Consider the following 24,459-nt stretch of genomic DNA (forward strand, 5'->3'; position numbering starts at 1 on the left):
CCCTTTTCGTGGTTTGATTGGCAGGTCTTTTTCTTGGTGCGGAGTTCAGTCTCGCGTTCAAGATCCTCATTCACCCCGCGCAGCGGCCACTGCGTTGGCGAGGCCGGCCATGGAGGTGAAGTGGTAGTCGGGCTCGGTGAATTTGGCCGGCTCAATGGTGCCGCCATATCCTTTCTGTCCGTGGCGTCGCTCGATCCAACAATTACTGATCCCTAGCTCCCGCGAAATCCCGATATCGTGGTACTGGCTTTGGGCAACATGCAGGATTTCGTGCTTTGAACTTCCTTCAGAGGCTACGAAGTCGAAAACATTCTCGAAGAAGGCGGGGTCGGGCTTTTCAGTGCCAGTGTCATCGGCGGTAAAGGCGGCGTAAAACGGGCTTCCCAGTTCCTTGGCGAAGAAATCGAAGGCCCAACGACGTGCATTGGTCATGGCCACCAGGCGGTAGTCCTTGCCGAGCTGTGCCAGTGCTTCGGCGCTGTCGCTAAAGGCTTTCCAGCGTTTTGCGGAATCGCGCAGCCGCTCGCCGTATTTCCGCTCGACCGGCAGGCCGAGCTTTGGCGCGATCGCCAGATAGACGCGAACGAGATCATCCGGGAAGAGGTCGGCATCCCTGGAGTAGCGCGCTGCTCGGTAAAGGCTCAGCGCCTCTTCACCGTCGATGGCGACGCCCCCGTCAGCGGCGATGCCGGCGAGACACTCCGTAAGACCGCCCTCGAAATCAATCAGCGTGCCGACGACATCGAAGGTCAGATACTTGAAGTCTGGAAGGCTCTTGCGCATTTGCAAATCCCCAGTTCTCGGCCTTCCAAGGGAGGGCCGGCTACGTGAAGAAGGATATTCTGTTCCCTGGCGGGATGATGTTCCCGCTCTTGGTGAAAAAGGCACATGCTCCTGGGATCCGGCCTTTTTCTGGAATTGAGTTTGGCAGCTGTCCCAAACCAGAGTCTCCGAAATTACGCCGCTGCGCGGCACAAAATACCGAAGATGACGGTTCCGCGACATTTTACGATCGGCATTCTCAGCCCATAAGGGCGCGCCGGACATCGGTGTCCGCGAGCGTCTCGTCGAGCGTCTGCCGCGTGCGTTCGACGATTGCGTCGATTTCCGCTTCCGTGCAGCAGAGCGGGGGGGCGTAGCCGAGCACGCCATGGGTGAAGGCGCGGATGACGAGACCGTTGTTCCAGGCACGGTCAAAGATGCGGCGTGCCGGCTCGGCGTCAGCCGGCAAGGGTGTCTTGCGCTCTTTGTCGACGACGAGCTCGACGGCAGCCAGCATCCCGCGGCCGCGGACATCGCCGACGAGGGGATGATCCTTCAGGCTCTCAAGCCCGGCCATCAGGCGCGCTCCTGCCTTCCGGCCGTTTTCGAGCAGGCCGCCCTCGTAGAGCCGCAGAACCTCAAGGCCGACGGCGGCGCTGACGGGATGGGCCGAATAGGTATAGCCATGCCCGACAGCAGACGTGCCGGCGCCGTCGGCGATCGTCTGGTAGACATGTTCGGACATGAAGAGGGCACCCATCGGCACGTAGCCGGAGGTGAGGCCTTTGGCGACCGTCAGGAAGTCCGGCACGATTTCGTCCTCTGAGCAGGCAAACAGCGGGCCGGTGCGGCCGAAGGCGGTGATGACTTCATCGGCGACAAAGAGGATATCGAGATCGCGGCAGAGGTCGCGCATCGCCTTCATCCAGCCTCTGGGTGGCACGAGCACGCCGCCCGAGCCCTGGATCGGTTCGGCATAGAATGCCGCAACGCGATCGGCGCCGCCCAACTCTTCGATCTTCTGTTTCAATGCGGCAACAGAGGCAGCGATGATGGCCTCAGGGTTAGGGCCGGCGGGGTTTCGATAAGCATAGTGGGAGGGAATCTTGTGCTGCCAGTCGAAGGGCAGGCCGAAACCGGCATGAAAGGCTGGCAGGGCCGTCAGGCCGGCTCCAACTGTCGAGGAGCCGTGATAGCCCTGTTCGACTGAGATGAACTGGTCTTTCCCGGGCCGTCCGCGCGCATTCCAATAGTAGCGGATGAAACGGATCGTGCTGTCGACGGCATCCGAACCGCCGAGCGTGAAATAGACATGGTTGAGGTCGCCTGGCGCGCGCTCGGCGAGTTCGGCAGCGAGCCGGATTGCCGGCTCGGAGCCGAGGCCGAAATAGGCGGTCGCGTAAGGAAGCTCCCGCATCTGCCTTGCCGCGGCCTCGACGATGCTGTCATGGCCATAGCCCGCATTGACGCACCACAGGCCGGCAAAGCCGTCGATCAATTGCTTGCCGCTCGCATCGGTGACGGTTGCGCCGGAGGCGGATGCGAGAACCCGCACGCCCAGATTTTCGTGGCTGCGATAGGAGGCGACCGGATGAACGAGGTGCGCGCGGTCGAGTTCGATCAGGGAATTGCTAAACATGACGGTCTCCAGGTCAGCCTAGGGCTTGGTTGGCGAGGGCAAAAGTGGCGGCAGCACGATCTGCGAGGTGGTGGATCTGCGGCTTGGCCATGGCGATGCCGCCGCCGACGTGGGCGAGGCCTAGTTCCACGAGCCAGGGCGAAAGGTTGCTGTCATCGGTAGTGTCGACCCTGAGGAAGCGTCCCGGTCGCTTCGCAATGAAATGTCTGACGAGTGCTTTGGCATCGGTGAGACTGGCGGCGACGACGGGGCCAATCACTTCTCCGCGGCCGAAGGTGCGAAGTGCTGCGTAACCGGAAACGCGGCCGTCTCGACGGATGACGGCGAACTCGCCAACCCCGGCGACATAGCTGATGAGCCGCTCACGATCGGCGCCGAAAGCGACACGGTCCAGTTCGGCGATCGCAGGAAGGTCGGTGGCGGCCGCGTCCTGGGTTTCCGTTGGCACGGCGATCTCTCCGACAATGCCTTGGTGCTGCATGACGATGCCGATCTCACAAAAGCCAAGCTTTTTGTAGAGAGGCAGGCCTTCGGCCGTCGCCACGAGCCTCAGCGGCCTGTCTGCCGCGATCTGGAATGCAGCGTCCATGAGCCTGCGGCCAAGACCGCGGCCGCGCATCGCCTCGTTGACGATAACCATGTTGATTGTCGCACACTCCGCCCGATATGGCGTCATGAGCACGGTGCCGACGACCTGTCCGTTCTCGACCGCTACGAGCCCTTCGCTGAGCGCCAGTGCCATCTGCCAGTCTTCCGGCCGGTGCGGCCAGCCTGCCTGCCGAGAGAGGTTGACGGCAGCCCCAAGGTGTTCGGGGCCGAACGTCACAAGGTCGATCTGACTTGCTTGCATTGGAATGTCCTTCGTTTCTGCTCGCAAGTGTGAGGCAGTGTCGGCCGGAAGATCGTCTGAAGGACACGGCCCGGACGGTATCTTATGGCTTTGCAGCCGCATGCCGCCGCATCTTATGCTGGCTGGGACACGCGCGAGAGATGCGTTGTCCCAGAAGAGAGCGCAAACCGCACCCAAGGCGCACAACCTTCTGCCAAAGCCGGCTTTGGATACGAAAGAATCTGCTTTGATCGTTCGGATTTCAGTCGAGCTGCAGGATCAAGCTGGGCCTATGATGGCTGCAGATGAAACCGCCACAGTTTAGGATCAGGTCATGACTCACTTCCGCCCGAAATACATCACCTTCGACTGCTACGGCACGCTGACCAACTTCCAGATGGCGGAAGCGGCGCGCGATCTTTACGGCGAAGAGCTCGACGAGCCGCACATGGCTGAGTTCATCAAGAACTTTGCCGCCTACCGTCTCGACGAGATCCTCGGCGATTGGAAACCGTACAACGAGGTGGTTCACAATTCGCTTGAGCGGACCTGCAAGCGCAACGGCATAAAATTCCACGAGGCAGCCGCGCAGATGGTCTACGAGCGCGTGCCGACCTGGGGGCCGCATCCGGATGTACCGGAAGGTCTTGCCAGGGTTGCCAAGGAAATTCCGCTGGTCATCCTTTCCAACGCGATGAATTCACAGATCATGTCGAATGTCGAAAAGCTCGGCGCACCATTTCATGCCGTCTATACCGCCGAGCAGGCGCAATCCTACAAGCCACGCTTCAAGGGCTTCGAATACATGCTTGATATGCTGGGCTGCGGGCCTGAGGACATTCTTCACTGCTCGTCCTCATTCCGCTACGACCTGATGTCGGCGCACGATCTCGGTATCAGGAACAAGGTTTGGGTCAATCGCGGCCACGAGCCAGCCAACCCCTATTACGGCTATGTCGAAATCCCGGATATCTCGGGCCTGCCTGGCGTCGTCGGGCTCTGACGGGGACATGGCGATGAAGTTCAAATCCTACTGGCACGACACGGCGCCCACCTTTCAAGGCGCCGTGCAAGGCCCTGTCGAGGGACATTATGACGTCGCCGTCATCGGCGCCGGCTTCACCGGGCTTGCCGCGGCGCGCCACCTTGCGAAAGCGGGCGCCAAGGTCGTGGTGCTGGAGGCGGAACGGATTGGCTGGGGGGCATCAGGACGCAATGGCGGACACCTCAATAACGGCCTTGCTCACAGTTTCCTGTCCGCCAAGGCTGCACTCGGCGTGGAGCGGGCCGTCGCACTCTATAAGGCGTTCGACGATTCCATCGACACGATCGAGGCGATTGTCGCCGAGGAGGGGATCCACTGCGACTTCCGTCGCGCGGGAAAACTGAAGCTCGCGTCCAAGCCGCAGCATTTCGATGCCATTGCCCGCAATTTCGAGGCTGTCCACGCCGAGGTTGATCCGGACACGGCACTTCTGACTGCGGCTGATCTCAAGGGTGAAATCGGCTCGCCTTTTCATGGCGCCATGCTGTCGAAAAAGAGCGCGATGATGCATATGGGACGCTATGTCGTGGGGCTTGCCGATGCCGCCGCTCGCCATGGCGCGATCACCTTCGAAAAGGCAGCGGTGACCGATCATCGGCAGGGTAACGGACGGCACAGCCTGACGACGGCTCGGGGGACAGTGACGGCCGATCACGTTCTCGTGGCGACAGGTGCTTACTCGCCTCCGATCTTCGGCTACTTCCGCCGCAGGATCGTTTCGGTCGGCAGCTTCATTATCGCCACGCGCCCGCTGACCGATGCCGAAATTGCAGCGACGATGCCTGGAAACCGGACCTGCGTGACGTCGATGAATATCGGCAACTATTTCCGGCTGGCGCCCGATAAACGGCTGATCTTCGGCGGCCGCGCGCGGTTTTCGGCGACATCCGACCAGAGTTCGGATGCAAAGAGCGGAGAAATCCTCCAGGCGAACCTGCTTCAGATTTTTCCACAACTTTCGGGCGTTGAGATCGACTATTGCTGGGGCGGGCTCGTCGATATGACCAAGGACCGTTATCCGCGTGCCGGTTACGTCGATGGTGTCTGGTTCGCCATGGGCTATTCCGGCCACGGGGCACAGCTGTCCACGCATCTCGGCATGATCATGGCCGACGCCATCCTCGGCAAGGCTGATCGCAACCCGATCAAGGGCCTCGACTGGCCAGCCGTTCCTGGCCACTTCGGCAAACCCTGGTTCCTGCCGTTGGTCGGCCTGTACTACAAGACGCTGGACCGGTTTCAATAGCAAAGATCAGCGAGAAACGAGAAGGTGCATTCTAAGTTAGCTGCGGATTCATAGGAATCCACGCAGTTTTCGTAGCATCCGCCGACCTTCTGTCGCTAGGACTTACTCGACGCGCAGCACCAGGCCGGTCGCATCGGTGACGAAGGTGCCTTTGGTTTGGTCAAGCATCACCAGGGCATTGCCAAACGGATCACGAACGACGGCGCAACGGCCGATCGGGATGTCGAACGGCTTCTTGATGATCGTGCCGCCCGCTTCGACGAAGCGCTCCAGCGCGGCGTCGACACTGTCCACAAGTAGGTCCACCTCGGGACCCAGATCGGTATGCAGGACAAGCTCCGTGTCCGTTCCTGGCATTCCCAACCCAGCTGCCTCTGGCGATCTCCAGAGAAGCGGATGCCCAAGGGCTTCGGAGTAGAACCCCAGAGCGGCGTCCAGGTCCGCCACCTTGAGCATCACGCAATCGATCTTGTGGAACAGTGGTCCGCTCATAGCACTTCCGGCGTATGTGGTGGGTTCGGCAGATAGGTATGGATGAGCGTGTCGAACAGCTCGCAGCCGAGGACTTCACCATCCTCGGTGAATCTGCTGCGGCATCGACAGCGCTGGCGGCCGTTCCCGTCGCGGCCGTGCTTCACGACATCGGTATGGCCGCAAAAGGAACACCTGCGGTTCTCGAGCACCATCTGGGTCCGGCGTTCGATGGAAATGTCACCGAGTCGAGCACGAGCCAAGCGCCGCAGCAGTTCGGAAAGGTCGAGGCTTTGCGCCGGATCAAGTTGCTCCGCCACGCTCGCCTTCAGCCTCTCGACCTCCAGATCGTCCATTTTGCCGCTCCAAAAGCGGCCGCAACACTACGCTCCAGCCCGTTCCGGAGCAACCGAATCGGCTGAATCCACAGCTACGCAAATTGCGTCAATGAGACAGGGCGCCAGGCTGAGTTCACCGGCGCCCGTCTCCATTCGCTCTCACCGGTTGGTCAGGCGAGCCCGCCGATGTGAAAGCTTTTCATTTCGAGATATTCCTCGATGCCGCATTGCGCGCCCTCCCGGCCAAGGCCGGACTGTTTGACGCCGCCGAAGGGAGCGACCTCGGTCGAAATGGCCCCTGTATTCAGGCCGATCATGCCGAATTCGAGTGCTTCGCCGACACGCCAGGAGCGTTTCAGGCTCTCTGTGTAGAAATAGGCCGCAAGGCCGAAAGGCGTGGCGTTGGCAATGACGATTGCCTCTTCCTCGCTGTCGAAACGGAAAAGCGGGGCAACAGGTCCGAAGGTCTCTTCGCTGGCAAGCTGCATGTCTGTCGTCGCACCGCCAAGCACCATAGGTGCGGCATATTGATCGCCTGCCGGCATGGAGCCCGCGGTGGTGAGGATCTTTGCTCCCTTTTTTACCGCATCGTCCACGTGACGATTGATCTTCTCGATCGCCGCCTTGTTGATCATCGGCCCGATATCCGTGCCGGCATCCGTGCCGGCCCCAACCTTCATGGCCGATACGCGCGCGCAAAGTTTGGCGGCAAAGGCCTCGTAGACACCCGACTGGACGAGAAGGCGGTTGGCGCAGACGCAGGTCTGCCCGCCATTGCGGAATTTCGATGCGATTGCGCCTTCCACGGCAAGATCGAGATCGGCATCGTCAAAGATGATGAAGGGCGCATTGCCGCCGAGTTCGAGGCTGAGCCGCTTGACGCTGTCGGCTGCGCCGCGCATCAGCAGCGAGCCGACGCGGGTCGAGCCGGTGAAAGAGATCTTGCGGACGGTCTGGTTCGCCATCAGTTCGTCGCCGATGGCGGCCGGCATGCCTGTGACGATATTGATCACGCCCTTGGGGATGCCGGCGCGCTCAGCCAGGACCCCAAGGGCTAGTGCCGAATAGGGGGTCAGGTCCGATGGCTTGACGACGACCGTGCAGCCTGCGGCGAGCGCCGGCCCCACCTTGCGGGTGATCATCGCATTGGGAAAATTCCACGGCGTGATGATCGCCGACACGCCGACAGGCTCCTTCAGAACGACGATCCGTCGGTCGGCCGTCGGGGAGGGAATGGTCGTTCCGCCGATGCGGCGCGCCTCCTCGGAGAACCATTTGATGAACGAGGCGCCGTAGCGGATTTCGCCGCGCGCCTCCGTGAGCGGCTTGCCCTGCTCCCGGGTGAGGATCAGCGCCAGATCCTCGATATTTTCGAGCATCAGATCGTGCCAGGCCTCCAGCAACGCGGCACGCTCGGCATTGGTCTTTGCGCGCCACGGACCAAAGGCCTTTTCCGCCGCGGTGATTGCCGCCCTCGTATCGGCTCCGTCCATGTCGGGCACCGTGCCCAGCACATGCTGCGTCGCCGGGTCGATCACCTCGATCGTGCACCCGGCTGCCGCCCCGCGCCATTCACCGTCGATCAGCCCTTTTTGGCGAAGCAGGCTGCTATCTTTCAATCCGTTCATTCCATCCTCTTTCATCAGAGCATTCCGTTTCTACAATTCCGATCGCAAAGCCGCTGCGTACTTTTGCTGGAATTGCTCTAGTCGAGTGCCGAAAGCACCGATGCCGTGATCGCGTCCGTCTTGTCCTTGCCAGGAACTGCGCCGATGCCGCGTGCCGTCGTCGTCCCGATTGCGGCCATCACCTTTCCGGCGGCAGCCGTTTCTCCGAGATGGTCCAGCATCATCGCGCCTGACCAGATGGCGGCGATCGGATTGGCGATGCCGAGATCAGCGATATCGGGCGCGGAGCCGTGGACGGGTTCGAACATGGATGGCGCTGAGCGATCGGGATTGATATTGGCGGAGGCTGCGAAACCGAGTCCGCCCTGGATGGCGGCGCCAAGGTCGGTCAGGATATCTCCGAACAGGTTGGAGGCGACCACGACGTCGAGGCTTTCCGGCGCCATGACCATGCGGGCGGCCATGGCGTCGATATGGTAGCTGGTCACCTCGACATCGGGATATTCGGCGGAAAGCCTCTGGGTGATCTCGTCCCAGAAGACCATCGAATACTTCTGCGCGTTGGACTTCGTCACCGAGGCGAGCTTGCCGCGTCGCGCACGCGCTTGCTCAAAGCCGAAACGCAGGATGCGCTCAACCCCCTTGCGGGTGAAAATCGAGGTCTCGACCGCCACCTCACTGTCGGTACCCTGATGGACGCGGCCACCGGCGCCGGAATACTCACCCTCGGTGTTTTCGCGGATGCAGAGAATGTCGAAGGCGTCCGCCTTCAGCGGACCTTGAACGCCCGGCAGCAGCCGGTGCGGGCGGATGTTGGCATATTGGACGAAGGCCTTGCGGATGGGCAGGAGAAGCCCGTGTAGCGAGACCGAATCCGGCACTTTCGCCGGCCAGCCGACCGCGCCGAGCAGGATGGCATCGAAGGATCTGAGCGTTTCGATGCCGTCGGCGGGCATCATGCTGCCGTTCTCCAGATAGAAGTCGCAGGACCAGGGATAGCTGGTTGCATCAAGAGAAAATCCGTTCGGGCGCGCCGTCTTTTCGAGCACGGCCCAGGCTGCTTCCGTCACGTCGCGGCCGATTCCGTCTCCGGGCAGAAGGGCGATCTTGTAGGTTTTCATCGCAGGTCCTTACAGGCTGATGAGCACGCTTTTGCTCTTGCGGTTGGCAAGATAGGCTTCGCGGCCGAGATCTTTGCCGATGCCGGACTGCTTGTAGCCGCCGGTCGGCAGTATGTGGTCGCGTGAGCGACTGAAACGGTTAACCCAGACAGTGCCCGCCTGCAGGCGGCGGGTGAGCCGGATCGCTCGGGAAAGATCGCGAGTGAAGAGTCCGGCCGCAAGTCCATAGGTTGGGTGATCGGCCAGCGTCAACGCCTCCTCCTCGTCGGCAAAGGTCTGTAGGGTGAGGACGGGTCCGAAGATTTCTTCGCTGACTGCTGGTGAGAACGCGTCGCGAACGGCGATCAATGTCGGCTGGTAAAAATAGCCCGGCGCATCCATCGGTGCGCCGCCCAACAAGCATTCGCCCCCCGCCGAAACAGCTGACTCGACAATGCTGTGGATGCGGTCCAACTGGCGCTTGGATATGATCGGCGAATATTGGCTCGTCTCGTCCCAGGTCGCCGCCGCCTTCACCATCTTCATACGCGCGACGATCGCTTCGGCGAGAGGTGCAGCAATGGATTCCTCGACGATCAGCCGGGAGCCGGCGACACAGGCCTGCCCGGCATTGGAAAGTATGCCTTGGGAAATTACCAAGGCGGCCTTGTCGAGATCGGCATCTGCGAACACCAGTTGCGGGCTCTTTCCACCGAGTTCCAGTGTCATCGGCTTGACGCCCGTGCGGGCGATATTGGCCATGATGGCAGAACCGGCTGCGGTCGAGCCGGTGAAGCTAATCTTGGCGATCTCCGGGTGGCCGGTAATGGCATTGCCCGTGACCTGGCCGTCGCCAAGGACGATGTTGATGAGACCTGCCGGCAGGCCGGCCCGGATTGCCAGTTGGGCGAGATAAATGGTCGAAAACGGCGTCATTTCGGACGGCTTTAGAACCACCGCATTGCCGGCCGCAAGTGCCGGACCAAGCTTCCAGCCAGCCATGGAAACAGGAAAATTCCAGGGCGTGATGGCACCGACGACGCCGTAAGGTTCCGCCATGATCATGCCGAGATTGCTATCGTCCGTCGGCACGAGATCGCTTCCCTCCTTATCGGCGAATTCGGCGAAGAAACGGATCTGCTCTGCGGTGACGGCAATGTCGCCGGAGACAAGCTGGCCGACGGGGCGTGTTGAGGAAAGCGCTTCGAGTTTCGCAAGCGTTTCGGCCTCGCTCTCGATGAGGTCCGCCCAACGCTGCAGCGCGACAGTCCGCTCGCGAGGGCGTACGCCGCCCCAGTTGCTCACCTTCAAGGTCTGTTTGGCGGTTTGGACAGCGCGATCAACCAGGTTCTCGTCAGCGACCGGGCAGCCGCCATAGGCCTTGGCATCGGATGGGCGATGCATGTCGATGACGCCTTCGGCCGCTACCAGCCGGTCGCCGATGAAGTGTCCGACCGGCAAGGGAAGTTTGTCCGGATCAAAGCTTAGTGTCATTGCGCGTCCTCTGCGTGGCTTAAAGGCGAGGATAGGGCGATAACAGAAGCAGCATGCATCGACTGGCGATGCCGGGACGGCGGAAAATTACGTTTTGCGTGACGCCGCAGTCGAATCTTCGGCGGTGGCGCCGATGCTAGATTGCGAAGCGCCGTGAAAAGCTTGCCTGAGGCAATCGGAAAACGATGCTACGAACCGTGACTGCGGCCGGGCCTGGTTGATCGTGAGCGACACGGGCGTCGGGACCGTCGGACGAAAAGGGCGGGAGACAATCCCCTCGATTGGGCTCCATAGCGCAAGTTCATCGACAAGCGCGATGCCAAGTCCCTGACGGACCAGCGGCAGGGCGCCGACCGAGGACGCGATCTGGATCGAGACGTCGCGCCTCTGGCCTTCCGATGCGAACGCTTCATCGAGAGCCGCACCGAATTCCGCATGCGAGCCATAAGAGATGAGCCGGCGGCCGGCGAGCATGGACGGCGTAAGCGTCGCTTCGGCAGCAAGTGGATCGGTCGCGGGCAGGACCGCCACAACCTTTGCAGAAAACAGCTTCTCCACCCGCATGGTCGGGGCCAGGATCGGTGACAGAGTGACGCCGACGTCAACGTCACCGAGCGATAACGCCTCGGCGATCTCGCGCTTCGGCAGCGTATGAAGATGGATTTTCACCTCGGGATGGTGGTTGCCGAAAGCGGCGAGTGTCACCGGCAGGACCGAATAGGCGAGCGGCAGGCTCGCACCGATGCGGATGAGCCCGATCTTGCTGGCGCCGACATCGCGCGCAAGGGATGAAAGCGCCTCCAGTTGCCGAAAGACGTGGTCGGCATCGCCATAAAGGATATGCGCCTCGGTCGTCGGCGCGAGCCGGCCGCCGATCCTTTCGAAAAGGGGATAGCCAAGCTGATCTTCGAGATAGGCGAGCAGCTTGCTGACTGCCGGCTGCGAAATGCCGAGCGAATTGGCGGCCGCAGTGATGGTGCCGTCGCGCATGATCGCCCGGAAGACTTCGAGCTGGCGGATGTTCATGGCACGGCGCCTCCGGCGGTTTCTTCCTCAGGTAAGAGCGTAGCGGATTCGCATTGTTTCAAACAGCATCCGCATTTCGTCCGCAACAGGGGGGCGATCGCCCGCGACCTTCTCGACCGCCTCGAAGATCCGATGCTTCAGGAAATAGCGCCAGCCGACTGGCTGAGAGGCGAGGAAGGCGGTCAGGAGGTCGTAGCGCTCGCGGTTCCAGATCGCTTCGAAGGCGCGCCGTTCGAGGCCATGGGTGATGACCTTCGGCACTGCGGGCCTGCGGCCTGAACGGATTTCCGCGGTCGCTTCCTCGTCGATGCTGCCGGCGCGAATGACGAGCCCGTAATCCTGCTCGGCGCTTGCAACGCTGACGGCGCCGCGGCGCACGTCTTGCAGAACTGCACCCGCCGGCCGCGACAGGGGATCGCCATAGCCACCGGCGCCGGGACCGACGACGCGGATCACGTCGCCGGGACCGCAATGGACGACATCAGTATTGCCGAGCGAGACCTCGTCGGACCGGCCCGGATTGCGAAGGAACCGGGAAACGCTGCCGGCATGTGCCCCGTTCACGCCCCAGGCCGGCATGATCGAGCGATTGCGGTTGCGGGCGGTGACGATGGTTTCCGGCGCCGAGATCTCAAACTCCATGATGGCCGACAGACCGCCGCGATGTCGCCCGGGCGCGCCCGTATCGCGCTCCAGGCCGTAGCGCAGGAAGCGGATCGGCACCTCTGCCTCGCTGATCTCGATCGGCGTATTGCGTAGAAACCCCGTGGCGCCACCTGCACCATCGCTGCCGTCACCGACAGGCGTGCCTCCGCCGCCTCCGCCGACCGGCCCGATCGAGGCCATGATCGAGCGCCCGGCCCGACTTGTCGTCTTGATGTTCATGATGGCGTTGCCGCCCGGCGAGGCGGCGGGCATCAGGTTGGGCAGCGCCTGGACGAAGGCGCCGACGGTGACAATCTGGGTCATGGCGCATGTGAGCGAGCGCATGCCGACGGCTGCTGGCCGGCTGCAGTTGACGACCGAGCCCTCGGGCAGGATCGCACGTGCAGGCCTCAGTGTGCCGGCGTTGAGGAGCAGGCTGGTGTCCAGCGTGTAAAGCACATAGGTCAACCCGACCATGACCAGCGGATGGCGGTCGCGTCCGCCGGTCGGCATGTTGAGCGAGGAGCCGAGTTGTGGGTCGGAGCCGGTATAGTCGAGCACGACCTCATCGCCGCGGATCTTGAGGGTGAGCGCGATCCTGCAGGGCTTGCCGCCGACGGAATCCTCGTCAGCATAATCGGCGAAGAAATAATCGCCGTCTGGCACGCGCGCGAGGATACTGCGCGTTTGCGCCTCGGCATAGTCGAGGATCTGCGCGACACCCTCGAGGAAGGTACGGCAACCGAAGCGGCGTATGACCTCCCGGATCTTGCGCTCGCCGACATTGACAGAAGCGATCTGCGCATGGAGATCGCCGAAATTTTGTTCGGGCAGGCGGACATTGGCGCGGATCACGTCGAGGACGAAGCGGTTCATTTCGCCCTTCGAGACAAGTTTCGTTGGCGGGATGCGCAGCCCCTCCTGCTCGACCTCGCTCAAGGACCGCGAGAGCGAGGCCGGAACGGCGCCGCCAACATCGGTGTTATGGATGTGGCCGACGACGAAGCAGGCGATCTCTCCCTCGAAGAAAACCGGTTTCCAGATGTGAATGTCGGGCGAATGGGTGGCAACGAAGCCTGAATAGGGATCGTTGGTGATGCAGATGTCACCCTCCTCATAGTCCTTGAAGGCCTCGAGCAGCGGGCCATAGTCGATGCCGCTGTACCAGGGCGCACCGAACTGGCGCGGATTGGCGAAGGCGAGCCCCTCGCGCGTGACGATCTGGCAGGAGAAATCTTCCGTCTCCTTGACGAAGGCGGAGTGGGCGGTGCGCATGAGCGTGAAGGCCATCGCGTCGGCGGCGGCCGAGCAGAAGTTTGCGAGCACCTTCAGATTGCGGCGGTCGATGGCCATGATCAGAGCTCCGTCTTGGTTATAACGAGATTGCCGAAGCAGTCGACGAGGACCTCGAAAGCAGGCGGCACGACGGTGGTCGTGTCGTCCTGGGCGACGATTGCCGGGCCGCGGAAGCGATGGCCTGCGGCTAGGTCGGCGCGGTGATAGACGCCGGTCATCCAACTGCGGCCCGAAAACCAGCCCTCGACGTGAAAGCGCGGCTCGGCGGGAGCCTGCGCGACGGCAATGGGATTGAGCGGCGGCTTCTGCGTGGCGCCCGCAATGACGAGACGCAGGCTGACCATCTGGACGTCGGCGTTCTCGTCACGGTGGCCGTAGAGACGATCGTGCTCCTGGTGGAAGGCGGCCCTTATCGCAGCGGCATCGCCCTGGCGTAGCCAGGCAGGCTGGATCGGCGTTTCGATCTCGAAGGATTGACCAAGGTAACGCATGTCCGCGTAGAGACGAATGCTGCCGCGGCCGCTGTAGCCCTGCGTCTCGAGCCAGGTGCGCGCCTCCACTTCAAGCGCCTCGAATGTTGCACAAAGTTCGGCGAGCGCCTCGACCGTCACCTCGCAATAGACCGTGCGGATGAAGTCATTCTTGAGATCGGCGACGAGCCCGCCATAGGCAGAAACGACACCAGCGGTCGGCGGCACCACGACGCCCCGCATGTCGAGCTCCTTGGCGAGAAAGCAGGCGAGCATAGCGCCGGCACCGCCGAAGGCAAAAAGGTGGAACTCGCGCGGGTCGATGGCAAACCGCGAGACGAGCGCGCTCACCTCCGCATACATGCCGGACACCGAGATATCGACGATATTTCCGGCAAGTTCCTCGACGCTGGTGCCGAGCCTTTCGGCAAGCGGGGCAAGAGCCGCTTGCGATGCGGCGTGATCGACATTCACGGCGCCATAGCCGAGCGGCATATGGCCGATGAGATTGGCGGCCGCCATTGCGTCAGTGATCGTCGGCCTTGTACCGCCGCGCCCGTAGCACGCGGGACCGGGAGTAGAGCCGGCACTCTCGGGCCCGACATGGAGAAGCCCAAGCCGATCAATCCAGGCGACTGAACCGCCACCCTGGCCGACGGAACTTACCGATACTGACGGTACGTGGATCTGGAAATCGCCGATCAATTCGCCCGTGCCGTATTGCGCCTCGCCATCGATGATGACGGCGACGTCGGCGCTGGTGCCGCCGATATCGAGGCTCATGATGCGGTCGAAGCCGCTCGCCTTGGCGAGATAGCCGGCACCGATGACGCCCGAGGCGGTGCCCGATAGGATCATCTGGACGCATTCTGAACGAGCCTGGTCGATACCCATGACGCCGCCATTGGTCTTGGTGATCAACAGCGGGCAGGTGACGCCGCGCTCGCGCAGGACCTTTTCGAAGCGGTCGAGATAATTGGCGACACGCGGCTGAACGTAGCCGCTGATCACGGCCGTGATGGTGCGTTCGTACTCGCGCATGATCGGCCAAGTGGCAGCCGAGGATATGACCGGCAGCCCCGGTGCAAGCCGCTCGATGATCGACGTGACGGCATCCTCGTTGGCGGGATTGCGGTAGGAATGCAGAAAGGCGAGCACGATCCCCTTGCAACCGGCTTCGATCGCCGCCTGGACGGCGCACGCCACGTCCGTCTCATCAGGCGCCTTCAGAACCTCGCCGGTCGCCAGGATGCGCTCATCGATACCGAAAACCCGGTCGCGGCTGACCAACGGTTCCGGCCGCACGGAATAGAGATTGTGAATCTCGGGGATCTTGAGACGCGCGACCTGCAGCACGTCTTCGAAATTTTTGGTGGTGAAAAGAGCGATATCATGGCCGTTGCGCTCAATGACAGTATTTACGCCGACGGTCGTTCCATGCGTGAAATACGAAACCTCGCTCGGCTCAATTCCGTCGCGCTCGGAGAGGATGTCGAGAGCAGAGAGAATCTCCTCGCCAGGCGCATCCGGCCGCGAGAAGACCTTCAGTGTGGCGAGTTTTCCCGTGCCCGTGTCGAACACGGCGAAGTCCGTAAAGGACCCGCCGACGTCGACGCCAATGCGATAGGTCATGGCGCATCTCCTTGTGTGATCAATGAGAGGATGCGCGGAGGCAGCCGTTGAGACCACGAAAGACATGAAAGGAATCCATAACCTGCGGTTATGGCTCGCGCGGCTCTGTCTCGTCCGGCTTCGGAACGGTCATGTAATATTCGGGATGCGGAGCCGGACGGTAACCGGCCTTCTCGTAGACGGCGTGCGCGTCACGGGTCGCCAGCATCCAACTGGTGACGCCGGCGAGCTCCGGATGGTTGCGGACCTCTTTGGCGAGCCAGCAGGCGAGCCCTCTGCCACGGTGGGCCGGCAGCGTGAAGACATCGCGCAGATAGGCGAAGACGGCATAGTCGGTGACGACGCGGCCGAAGGCGGCGAGGGTGCCGTCTTCGGCGTAGATGCCAATCGGCAGCGAATGTTCCAGCGCTCGCTGCAACTGGTCCAGTGTCATGCCGCGCGCCCAGTAGGAATCGGCTGCCAGGAAGCGGTGGACCGTTGCCGGATCGAGGCGGGCGCGATCCGTGCTGAGGAGGTAGCCGTTCCGGGAAGACTCAAAGACAATCGGGTCGCGCTGCATGGCGTCACATAACGGTCACATAAATCTTGCGCACGGTCTCGATCGTCTTCCAGACCCCGACAAAGCCTGGCTTCATGACGAAACTGTCGCCGGTCTTATAGATGACCGGCTCGCCGCCTTCCTGGGTGAGCTCGACGATGCCTGAAAGGATATGGCAGAATTCGAAGGTCTCGCCCTTGATCGAGCGAGTCTCACCGGGGGTCGCTTCCCAGACACCGGTATGGACCATCTCTCCGCGGGCGACATCCTGCGCCCAGGTCTTGAAGGAGGGATTGCCGGAGATCAGCCGTTCGGGAAGAGGGTCGGACTCGCGCGGCGCAAAGGTCGGGTTGGTTTCGATAGTCTTCAACAGGGACATGGCTTTTCTTTCCTGTGGGTTGATAATTCAGTAGCCGCGGTGGCGATCGACCAGCCCGATGGGGTCGAGGCCGGCTTGGAAGCGCTTGATGTTTTCGATCACCGCCATCGCGGCGGTTTCGGGTTGGGTGACGCTGGCGATATGCGGCGTCAGCAGGATTTTCGGATGGATCCAGAAGGGATGGTCTGCGGGGAGCGGCTCTGGATCGGTGACGTCGATCACGGCGCCTGCGAGATGCCCGCTGTCGAGGGCGTCGAGCAGTGCCTGATGGTCGAGCTGCGGGCCGCGGCCGACATGGACGAGCGTGGCACCGGCCGGGAGCAGCGCAAAGAGCTCTGTGCTGAGAAAGCCGCGCGTTTCGTCCGTCAGCGGCAGCAGGCAGACAAGAATGTCGGTGGAGCTCAGCAGTGTATCGAGGCCGTCCCGGCCGCTCAGGCACCTGATTCCGTCGATTTCGCGCGGGCTGCGGCTCCAGCCGGACATCGGGAAACCGAACGGCCTCAGACGTTCGAGCACTGCGGTGCCGAGCATGCCGAGGCCAAGCACGCCGACACGGCGTTCTTGAGCCTGAACCGGAGCAATCGCCTGCCAGAATTGTCGTCTCTGTTGCTCGAAATAGGCTGGTAGGTTGCGATGCAGCGCGAGCACGGCGAGCGCCACGTATTCCTGCATCATCCGGACGATGCCGTCCTCGACCATGCGTACCACCTTCACATGCGCCGGGACGGCATCGATGCGGAATTGGTCGACGCCGGCGCCGATGGAAAAGAGTATCTCGAGATTGCGATAGCGCGCGAGATTTTCCGGCACCGTCCAGGTGATCAGATAGCGCACCGCGTCCGGATCGACTGTTTCCGGGTCCAGTGAAAAGGGAATGTCGGGCAGTTCGTGCGCAAACGCTTCGGCGAAAATTGCGCCGCGCTTGGCGTCGGAGTTAAAGAGGAAGGTCATCGTGGTTCCTTCGTGAGCGTCAGGCGCTGCAGCGGGCGCCGAGCGCCTCGATCACCGCCTGGCAGGCGAAGAGTTCGTCTGCGCAGATGAATTCGTCCGGCCTGTGGGCACGACCGATGTCGCCAGGCCCGCAAATGATCGCATCGATGCCCGCCCGCTGGAAAAGCCCGGCTTCCGTACCATAGCTGACGGCGGCGAGCGGCGCGCACCCGGTCAGGTCCGCGAATAGCGTTGCAAGCGGCGCATCGGCGGCAAGCGAAAGCGCCGGATAGGCACTGAGTTCCTGCCATTCAACCTTGAAGCCGTGTTCCGTCAGTGCTTCGGCCGCGGCACGGACGGGTGCGAGCAGCACGACGGGATCAACGCCGGAAATTGCGCGCGCCTCGAACTCGGCTTCGCACGAATCCGGAATGATGTTGACCGCCTGTCCGCCCCTCAGCGTGCCAATTTGGAGAGAGGAATAGGGTGGCTCGAAAACGTGCTCGAACGGGCCTCGTGCCAGCCGGTCGGCTTCCGTCACCGTTTGGGCGAGCACGCCGGCGATGGCGTGAATGGCATTCAACCCCTGGTCCGGCCGAGAGGAATGACCGGAACGACCGTTGACCGTCAGCCGGGCGGCAGCCTTGCCCTTGTGCGCACGGATCGCGCGCATGCCGCTCGGCTCGCCGATGACGGCGCCGAGCGGGGTTTTACAGAGCTCAGGCAGGCGCGCGATCATATGCGGTACCCCTCGGCAGCCCGCCTCTTCGTCGTAGGAGAAAGCGAAGTGGATCGGACGCCGGAGCGGCGCCTGCGCGAGGCCCGGAGCGGCGGCAAGACAAGCGGCAAGGAAACCTTTCATGTCGGTTGCGCCGCGACCATATAGGCGGCCCGCTTCGGCGCGCAGCCGGAAGGGGTCGCTCGTCCAGCCGCTCTCGGCAGCCGGGACCACGTCCATATGGCCCGAAAGGATGTAGCCCGGCACGTCCCTCGGGCCGATGGTGGCGAAGAGGTTCGATCGGTCACCCTCCGGGCCGGGAAGGATCGCGACGTCGATGCCGTGGCTTTGCAAATAGTCGCGGATCCAGGCTACGATCCCGGCATTGGGCGTCCCGACAACGGAGGGGAAGCCAACGAGCGCTTCAAGGATTTCCATTGCCTGCATTATTGGGGTCCTCAAAGCATACCCGGCTTGCCGAAATCGGTGCCGTCGATCATGCGTTCGTAACGATAGGGTGTCGGATCGACGCAGGGCGCGTCATCCCGGATGAGGTCGGCCGCGAGGCGCCCGGCCGCCGGACCGATGCCGAAGCCGTGACCGCTGAAGCCGGAGGCGATGAAAAGGCCCGGCTGCGCCTTGACCGGAGCAATAACCGGGATCGCGTCCGGGGTCGAATCTACCATGCCACCCCAGGCCTGCGCGACCTTGAGGCCGGCAAGCTGCGGATAGATGTTGCGCAGTCTTTCGAGCCCCTTGTCGATCAGGCGCCGGTCGGGCGCCGGATCCAGCACGCGGACGCGTTCGAAGGGCGAGACACTGTCAGCCCGCCAGCGCGAAAACGCTTCCGGTCCTTCGAAAAACTGACGTCCGATCGCGAAGGTGAGCCCCTTGCGGCGCGCCTGGAAGGTCGGCCAGAAGGCCTTCGCCTGCATCAAGCCCCAGGGCGCGATCTGCAACTGACCTTGACCACTCAAGCCCACCGTGTAGCCGCCGTCGAGGCGGCGGCGCAGCGCGACGTTCTGCATTGAAATTCCGCCTTCGGTCACCGCTGCGGCGGGTTCCGTGTAGAAGCACGTCGATTTCACCGAGGCCTGCAGGAAGCGGACGCCGTGATGACGCAGCAACATACCGCTCCAGGCGCCTCCAGCGACGAGCACGGCCGAGCAGCGGATCGGGCCCCGTTCCGTCACCACGCCGGATAGGCGGCCGGCCTCGGTCTCGAATGCGCGTACGGCGCAGTTCTGCACGATGACGGCGCCGGCGCGCTGGGCGGCGCGGGCAAGAGCGGGAACCGCAAGCTGCGGCTCGGCGCGGCCGTCCGTAGGGGAATGCACGCCGCCGACCCAGTTGCGGCTGTTTCCAGGCAAGAGGGCGGCCGTCTCGGCAGTGGTTAGCATGCGCGTATCGACATCGAAAGCACGAGCGATTTGGCTCCATTTCTCCCAACTTGCGACATCTGCTGGATTGCCGGAAGCGTAAACAAGGCCCGTGCGGCGAAAGCCGGTGTCTTCGCCAAGGTCAGCATTCAGACCAGCCCAGATACGCATCGCAAGCTGGGCGAGCGGCAGTTCGCGCGGATCACGGTTCTGCTGGCGACACCATCCCCAATTGCGGCTCGATTGCTCGCCCGAAACCAGGCCTTTCTCGACGATGGCGACAGAGGTTCCTCGGCGCGCGAGTTCATAGCCTGCAGCCACGCCAGCCATGCCGCCACCAATGACGACGACATCGATACGGGACGGGATCGTGGAGGCACTGGAAACGGGGCTAACCGGAGGCGACATCTCTAATCTCTTAACTTTCACGGCGGTGCCGCCGGTTCGAGCCAGTTTCGTTGAGTCTAGAGATGAACCCAGGCGTTACATGCCGAAATCGCGGAGGATTTGGTCGATTGTTGTGTTTCCAGTAGCCTCACAAGCAATTTCTGTCGGTTGCCTTGGCATACCATTAAGTCGCCCTGCCGATGCGTGATCGCGCTCGGCGTGAAGATCGGTGTTCAGGAGAAACGCACGTGGTTCCAAGGGAATCGAGAGTTGTCGACAGTTTCGATATGCGTATTGCCGATCTCAGCACCACAGATCTCGATCAACTGCATGCGCTATCGATTTCTGTCGGATGGCCGCATCGCGCCGAAGACTGGCAGTTGCTGCGGGAAATCGGCGAAGGCATCGTTGCGATGGACGAAATCGGCCGCATAATGGGCTCTGCGATGTGGTTTCCCTATGATGTGCATTTTGCCACGATCGGCATGGTGATTACCTCTCCCCGTCTGCAATCGAACGGTGCCGGGCAGTGGCTGATGGGCCATGTGCTAGATCGGCTTGAAGGGCGTGACCTTGGGCTCAATGCCACGCGAGCCGCGCGGCGTCTGTACCAATCCCTGAATTTCACTCGAGAGGGGACTGTCTACCAGTGCAATGGCGAAGCGATCGCTCCGCCGGAACTTGATCCACCGGTCGGCAGCGTGCTGCGGGCGTTGAAGCCCGGGGATCTGGATGCCATCGTCGAGTTAGACAAGGCTGCCTTCGGTGCAGATCGCAGGATACTGCTGGCCCGACTGCTGACATGCTCCAAGGGCATCGGACTGATGCGCGGCGGCAAGATCGAGGCTTTTTCGCTTTGTCGGCCGTTCGGGCGTGGCCACGTCATCGGGCCTGTTGTGGCCGCCGGAGACGAGGATGCAATCGCGGTGGTTCATCCGCACGCCACCCGACATGCCGCCTCCTTCCTACGGCTCGACACCCGCGAAAAGGACGGGAGGTTTTCCGAGTTTCTGTCCCGCTGCGGTCTTCCGGTCTACGACACCGTGACAACCATGTCGCTCGGGCGACGTTGGCTCGCTGTACGTCAAGGTGATGCGCCACGCGAGCCCAGAACCTACGCTCTCGCCAGCCACACACTCGGCTGATCTAACTCAATCTGTCCTGGGGAGGTAAGCATCCATGGCGGCCATCCCGCTCTGCGAGCCGATCGAAATACCCGTCGTGCGTATCGAGCACGATCTGCTCGGAGACTTCGCGTTGCCTGCTGACCGCTATTACGGCGCGAGACGGCGCGTGCTTTGGAGAGTTTCCGCATCACGGGCATTAAGCTGTCGGATTTCCCGCATCTCGTATCCGCGTTGGCGATAGTGATCAAGGGACAGGGCATCTATTGCTACGTCACGTTGATGGCCGGCAACGAAGGATCCGATGAGTTGCGCCCAACAGTTGGTGAAGCATGTTCGAACGGAAATCGGCCCGATCGCATCGCCGGAGAAGATCCAGTTTGCGCCCGGCTTGCCGAAGACCCGTTCCGGCAAGATCATGCGCCGTATCCTGCGCAAGATTGCCGAGGACGATTTCGGCGCGCTCGGAGATACGTCCACGCTTGCCGATCCGGCGGTCGTCGATGACCTCATTGCCAATCGAGTGTAGACATTCTCTGTGTTGAACCTTTCTCGCAGCCCGGCATCCGCCCTACCGCAGAGGGTTTATCGCGGCTATCGCAGGGCGACCACCAAACCCCAGCCACTTGCCGATCCCCACCCCCGCAGCATTCCCCGTCGCCACGCACGCCGTCAGCAAATACCCGCCGGTCGGGGCTTCCCAGTCGAGCATTTCTCCGGCGGCGAAAAGGCCGGGAATGGCACTCAGCATGTAGCCATCGTCAAGCGCGCTCCATTCGATGCCGCCGGCGGAGGATATGGCCTCAGTGATGGGGCGGGGGCGGGTCAGAGGGATCGGCAGGGATTTGACGTGGCTTGCGAGCTTCGATGGGTCCTGAAGGTCGGTTTCCTTTGCGAGTTCGCGCAGCAGGCCGGTTTTGACGCCGTCGAGGCCGGCGCCTTTGCGGAGGCGGTTGGAGAAGCTGCCTTTCCTGTCCTGCCGGGCGAGGTCCTTTGAAAGGCGCTCAGTGCTTCGGCCGGGTGCGAGGTCGACAAGCAGGGATGCGGGCTTGCCGGTTTCGAGCGCGTCGCGCAGTGCTGCGGAATGGGCGTAGACAAGGCTGCCCTCGATGCCGTGGCGGGTGATGACGAATTCGCCGGGGAAGGTGCCGGCGGGCGAGGTGGCGGTGACCGATTTGAGCGGCTCGCCCGCGAAACGGCCGCGAAAGGTCTCGCTCCAATCGACGTCGAAGCCACAATTGGCGGGGCGGAACGGCGCGATGCTCACGCCCTTTTCGTGGAGCCACGGTACCCAGGCGGCATTCGAGCCGAGGCGCGGCCAACTGGCGCCGCCAAGTGCCAGCAAGGCGGCATCAGGGTGGATGACACGATGGCCTTGCGGCGTTTCGAACGCGTAGCCGCCGTCCTCGAAGCCGGTCCAGCGGTGGCGTGTCAGGATCGAAACGCCGTGGGCTTCCAGACGCGCGATCCAGGCGCGCAACAGCGGCGAGGCCTTCATGACTTTCGGGAAGACGCGGCCGGAGGAGCCAGTGAAGGTCGCGGTGCCAAGCCCTTCCGCCCAGGCCCGGACATCGTCGGGCTTGAAGCCGTCCAAGGCGGGGCGCAGCCGGTCGGACGCTTTGCCGAAGCGGGCAACGAAGCGCGTATAATCTTCCGAATGGGTGATATTGAGGCCGGACTTTCCGGCGAGCAGGAATTTGCGCGCCACCGTAGGCATCGCTTCGTAGATGGTGACGGCGTGCCCGGCTGCCGAGAGTACCTCGGCCGCCATCAAGCCCGCCGGTCCGCCGCCGATGATCGAGATCTGTTTTTTCTTCATGGCTCGCCTGATACAGGATTCATATCCGCGCGTCTCCGGATTTGCGGGAAGCGCGTTCGTTGCGGGCGACCGGCAAACCCATTACTTGAGAAGTATATCAACGGAGTGTCCCGGCATGACCGACCTCAAGGCAAGACCAAGACCCACGGGCGCCACCGCCGTTCTCGGGCGCACCGGCTTTGCGCATGTCACCTCGGCGACGAAGGGTGAGCTCGACATCGTCACCAGCCCGTCGCAGCCGGGTTTCAATCCGCTGGACCTGCTTTACTCCTCGCTGTCCGCCTGCCTGGTGCTGAGCGCGCGCATCGCCGCAAGCCAGATGGGCGTCCTCGACAGGATCACTGAATTGACTGCTGACGTGACCGGCGAGAAGGCGACGGAAGGGCCTTCGCGCGTCGAGATGTTCAGTGTCGTCTTCGGCATCAAGGGCGATATCGACGAGAAGACGCGGCAGAAGATCGTGCATGCGGCGGAGGAAATCTGCACGGTAAGCAATACGATGCGCGGCAATCCGGAATTCGCTACCGCAATTTCCGGCTGAATCGCTGGGCTGTCGAATACTTTTGCCTGCCTTTGTCGTTCCTGCGCTATCGTCGGTGGCCTTCATCTGGTAATTCGCTGCCGATCGCCGCTTTCACTGCTCGCGGCGCAGAAAGCATCGAGATCATGTCGCAGGCCGCTTCCGCAACCGTCGAAACCGTTCCTTCCAATCGCCTTGCCCTCGCGGCACTGATCCTTGGCGGGGCGGCGATCGGCGGCTCGCCGATCTTCGTGCGGCTGTCGGAAGTCGGACCGATGGCGACGGCGTTCTGGCGCGTCGCGCTCGCCCTGATACCGCTCTTCATCTTTTCGCTGATTAAGGGTAAGGATGCCGGGTCAAAGCCGGAAAAGCTTTCGGACTATGCGCTTCTGGTCCTGCCAGGTGTGATCCTCGCCATGGATCTTGCTGCATGGCATCTTTCGATCACGATGACATCGGTTGGCAATGCGACGCTGCTGGCGAATCTTGCGCCCGTCTTCGTCACGGTCATTGGCTTCCTGTTCTTCCAAGCGGCGGTGACGCGGCTCTTCGTTCTTGGCCTTGCACTGGCATTGGCCGGCGTCATCATCCTGAAGGGCGGGCCTTCGGCCTTTGGGAACGGGGCTCTGCTGGGCGATGGCATCGCGATCGTCGCGGCGTTGTTCTATGCCGGATACATCCTTGCGATCGGCAGGCTCAGAAGCCGGTTCGATACCATCCGCATCATGCTCTGGAGTACGGCGTCTGCGGCGGTTTTCGTATTTCCGCTGGCTTTCGCCTTCGAGGATCAGATCTGGCCAGCCACGGTTTACGGCTGGGCGATGGTTTTCGGTCTCGCCTTCGTCAGCCATGCAGGCGGGCAAATGGCGATCACTTATGCGCTCGCCTATCTGCCAGCCGCCTTCTCCTCGCTGACGCTGCTGCTCCAGCCCGTCGTCGCGGCAATTCTCGCCTGGATACTGCTCAACGAAGCGATCGGCCCGATGCAGGCGATCGGCGGGGCAGTCGTGCTCGCCGGGATCATGATCGCCCGGCGAGGCTGAC

22 protein-coding genes and 1 pseudogene are annotated in these 24,459 nt (G+C 62.4%); 6 read left to right on the plus strand and 17 right to left on the minus strand.

Going from position 1 to position 24,459, the window contains the following annotated elements:
• Positions 1–66: 66 nt before the first annotated feature.
• The 3 genes from ISN39_RS01435 to ISN39_RS01445 form a co-directional block, all read right to left on the minus strand.
• Entirely contained in the window at positions 67–783 is a 717-nt protein-coding gene (locus tag ISN39_RS01435) for an HAD-IA family hydrolase (RefSeq protein ID WP_194730075.1), read from the minus strand.
• Between the two features lie 238 nt (positions 784–1,021).
• Positions 1,022–2,401, minus strand: a complete 1,380-nt coding sequence (locus ISN39_RS01440; protein WP_194728931.1) for an aspartate aminotransferase family protein — start codon at positions 2,399–2,401, stop codon at positions 1,022–1,024.
• A 13-nt stretch (positions 2,402–2,414) separates the two neighbouring features.
• Positions 2,415–3,251: a GNAT family N-acetyltransferase gene (locus tag ISN39_RS01445; RefSeq protein ID WP_194728932.1), complete on the minus strand. Its 837-nt coding sequence runs from the start codon at positions 3,249–3,251 to the stop codon at positions 2,415–2,417.
• A 313-nt stretch (positions 3,252–3,564) separates the two neighbouring features.
• On the opposite strand from ISN39_RS01445, the gene ISN39_RS01450 reads away from it, so the two are divergent.
• Both ISN39_RS01450 and ISN39_RS01455 read left to right on the plus strand, forming a co-directional pair.
• Positions 3,565–4,233: a haloacid dehalogenase type II gene (locus ISN39_RS01450; protein WP_194728933.1), complete on the plus strand. Its 669-nt coding sequence runs from the start codon at positions 3,565–3,567 to the stop codon at positions 4,231–4,233.
• A gap of 13 nt (positions 4,234–4,246) precedes the next feature.
• On the plus strand, positions 4,247–5,521 hold the full coding sequence (locus tag ISN39_RS01455; protein WP_194728934.1) for an FAD-binding oxidoreductase: 1,275 nt from the start codon (positions 4,247–4,249) through the stop codon (positions 5,519–5,521).
• Between the two features lie 102 nt (positions 5,522–5,623).
• Here ISN39_RS01455 and ISN39_RS01460 read toward each other — a convergent pair whose 3' ends face one another.
• The 13 genes from ISN39_RS01460 to ISN39_RS01520 form a co-directional block, all read right to left on the minus strand.
• Positions 5,624–6,013: a VOC family protein gene (locus ISN39_RS01460; protein WP_194728935.1), complete on the minus strand. Its 390-nt coding sequence runs from the start codon at positions 6,011–6,013 to the stop codon at positions 5,624–5,626.
• Entirely contained in the window at positions 6,010–6,348 is a 339-nt protein-coding gene (locus ISN39_RS01465) for a hypothetical protein (RefSeq protein WP_194728936.1), read from the minus strand. Before ISN39_RS01465 ends, ISN39_RS01460 begins: the two co-directional genes overlap by 4 nt.
• Positions 6,349–6,500: 152 nt before the next feature.
• A complete protein-coding gene (locus ISN39_RS01470) occupies positions 6,501–7,958 on the minus strand; it encodes an NAD-dependent succinate-semialdehyde dehydrogenase (RefSeq protein ID WP_194728937.1) in 1,458 nt (485 codons plus the stop codon).
• A 77-nt stretch (positions 7,959–8,035) separates the two neighbouring features.
• Entirely contained in the window at positions 8,036–9,079 is a 1,044-nt protein-coding gene (locus ISN39_RS01475) for a tartrate dehydrogenase (RefSeq protein WP_194728938.1), read from the minus strand.
• 9 nt (positions 9,080–9,088) lie between these two features.
• A complete protein-coding gene (locus ISN39_RS01480) occupies positions 9,089–10,552 on the minus strand; it encodes an aldehyde dehydrogenase family protein (protein WP_194728939.1) in 1,464 nt (487 codons plus the stop codon).
• An 87-nt stretch (positions 10,553–10,639) separates the two neighbouring features.
• Positions 10,640–11,578: a LysR family transcriptional regulator gene (locus ISN39_RS01485; protein WP_194728940.1), complete on the minus strand. Its 939-nt coding sequence runs from the start codon at positions 11,576–11,578 to the stop codon at positions 10,640–10,642.
• A gap of 27 nt (positions 11,579–11,605) precedes the next feature.
• Positions 11,606–13,576 carry a hydantoinase B/oxoprolinase family protein gene (locus ISN39_RS01490; protein WP_194728941.1) on the minus strand — a complete coding sequence of 657 codons (1,971 nt, stop codon included), beginning with the start codon at positions 13,574–13,576 and terminating at the stop codon, positions 11,606–11,608.
• A gap of 2 nt (positions 13,577–13,578) precedes the next feature.
• Positions 13,579–15,621: a hydantoinase/oxoprolinase family protein gene (locus tag ISN39_RS01495; protein ID WP_194728942.1), complete on the minus strand. Its 2,043-nt coding sequence runs from the start codon at positions 15,619–15,621 to the stop codon at positions 13,579–13,581.
• Between the two features lie 88 nt (positions 15,622–15,709).
• A complete protein-coding gene (locus ISN39_RS01500) occupies positions 15,710–16,180 on the minus strand; it encodes a GNAT family N-acetyltransferase (RefSeq protein WP_194728943.1) in 471 nt (156 codons plus the stop codon).
• Positions 16,181–16,184: 4 nt separating this feature from the next.
• On the minus strand, positions 16,185–16,538 hold the full coding sequence (locus ISN39_RS01505; protein ID WP_194728944.1) for a cupin domain-containing protein: 354 nt from the start codon (positions 16,536–16,538) through the stop codon (positions 16,185–16,187).
• A 27-nt stretch (positions 16,539–16,565) separates the two neighbouring features.
• Positions 16,566–17,489 (minus strand): glyoxylate/hydroxypyruvate reductase A, encoded by a 924-nt coding sequence (locus tag ISN39_RS01510; RefSeq protein ID WP_194728945.1) that lies wholly within the window; start codon positions 17,487–17,489, stop codon positions 16,566–16,568.
• Between the two features lie 19 nt (positions 17,490–17,508).
• A complete protein-coding gene (gene argE / locus ISN39_RS01515) occupies positions 17,509–18,633 on the minus strand; it encodes an acetylornithine deacetylase (protein WP_194728946.1) in 1,125 nt (374 codons plus the stop codon).
• Between the two features lie 11 nt (positions 18,634–18,644).
• Positions 18,645–19,973 carry an FAD-binding oxidoreductase gene (locus ISN39_RS01520; protein ID WP_194728947.1) on the minus strand — a complete coding sequence of 443 codons (1,329 nt, stop codon included), beginning with the start codon at positions 19,971–19,973 and terminating at the stop codon, positions 18,645–18,647.
• Positions 19,974–20,152: 179 nt separating this feature from the next.
• Between ISN39_RS01520 and ISN39_RS01525 the strand changes: the two genes are divergently transcribed.
• Both ISN39_RS01525 and ISN39_RS01530 read left to right on the plus strand, forming a co-directional pair.
• A complete protein-coding gene (locus ISN39_RS01525; protein ID WP_194728948.1) occupies positions 20,153–21,097 on the plus strand; it encodes a GNAT family N-acetyltransferase in 945 nt (314 codons plus the stop codon).
• Positions 21,098–21,322: 225 nt separating this feature from the next.
• A pseudogene (locus ISN39_RS01530) lies at positions 21,323–21,605 on the plus strand (acetyl-coenzyme A synthetase); the annotation flags it as partial.
• A 42-nt stretch (positions 21,606–21,647) separates the two neighbouring features.
• Here the strand turns inward: ISN39_RS01530 and ISN39_RS01535 are convergent.
• A complete protein-coding gene (locus ISN39_RS01535) occupies positions 21,648–22,895 on the minus strand; it encodes a TIGR03862 family flavoprotein (protein ID WP_194728949.1) in 1,248 nt (415 codons plus the stop codon).
• Positions 22,896–23,010: 115 nt separating this feature from the next.
• Between ISN39_RS01535 and ISN39_RS01540 the strand changes: the two genes are divergently transcribed.
• Together ISN39_RS01540 and ISN39_RS01545 are read left to right on the plus strand one after the other, a co-directional pair.
• A complete protein-coding gene (locus ISN39_RS01540; RefSeq protein ID WP_074066649.1) occupies positions 23,011–23,436 on the plus strand; it encodes an OsmC family protein in 426 nt (141 codons plus the stop codon).
• Between the two features lie 125 nt (positions 23,437–23,561).
• Positions 23,562–24,458: a DMT family transporter gene (locus tag ISN39_RS01545; RefSeq protein ID WP_194728950.1), complete on the plus strand. Its 897-nt coding sequence runs from the start codon at positions 23,562–23,564 to the stop codon at positions 24,456–24,458.
• Position 24,459: the final 1 nt, after the last annotated feature.

The organism is Rhizobium sp. 007 (assembly GCF_015353075.1).
Taxonomy (GTDB): domain Bacteria; phylum Pseudomonadota; class Alphaproteobacteria; order Rhizobiales; family Rhizobiaceae; genus Rhizobium.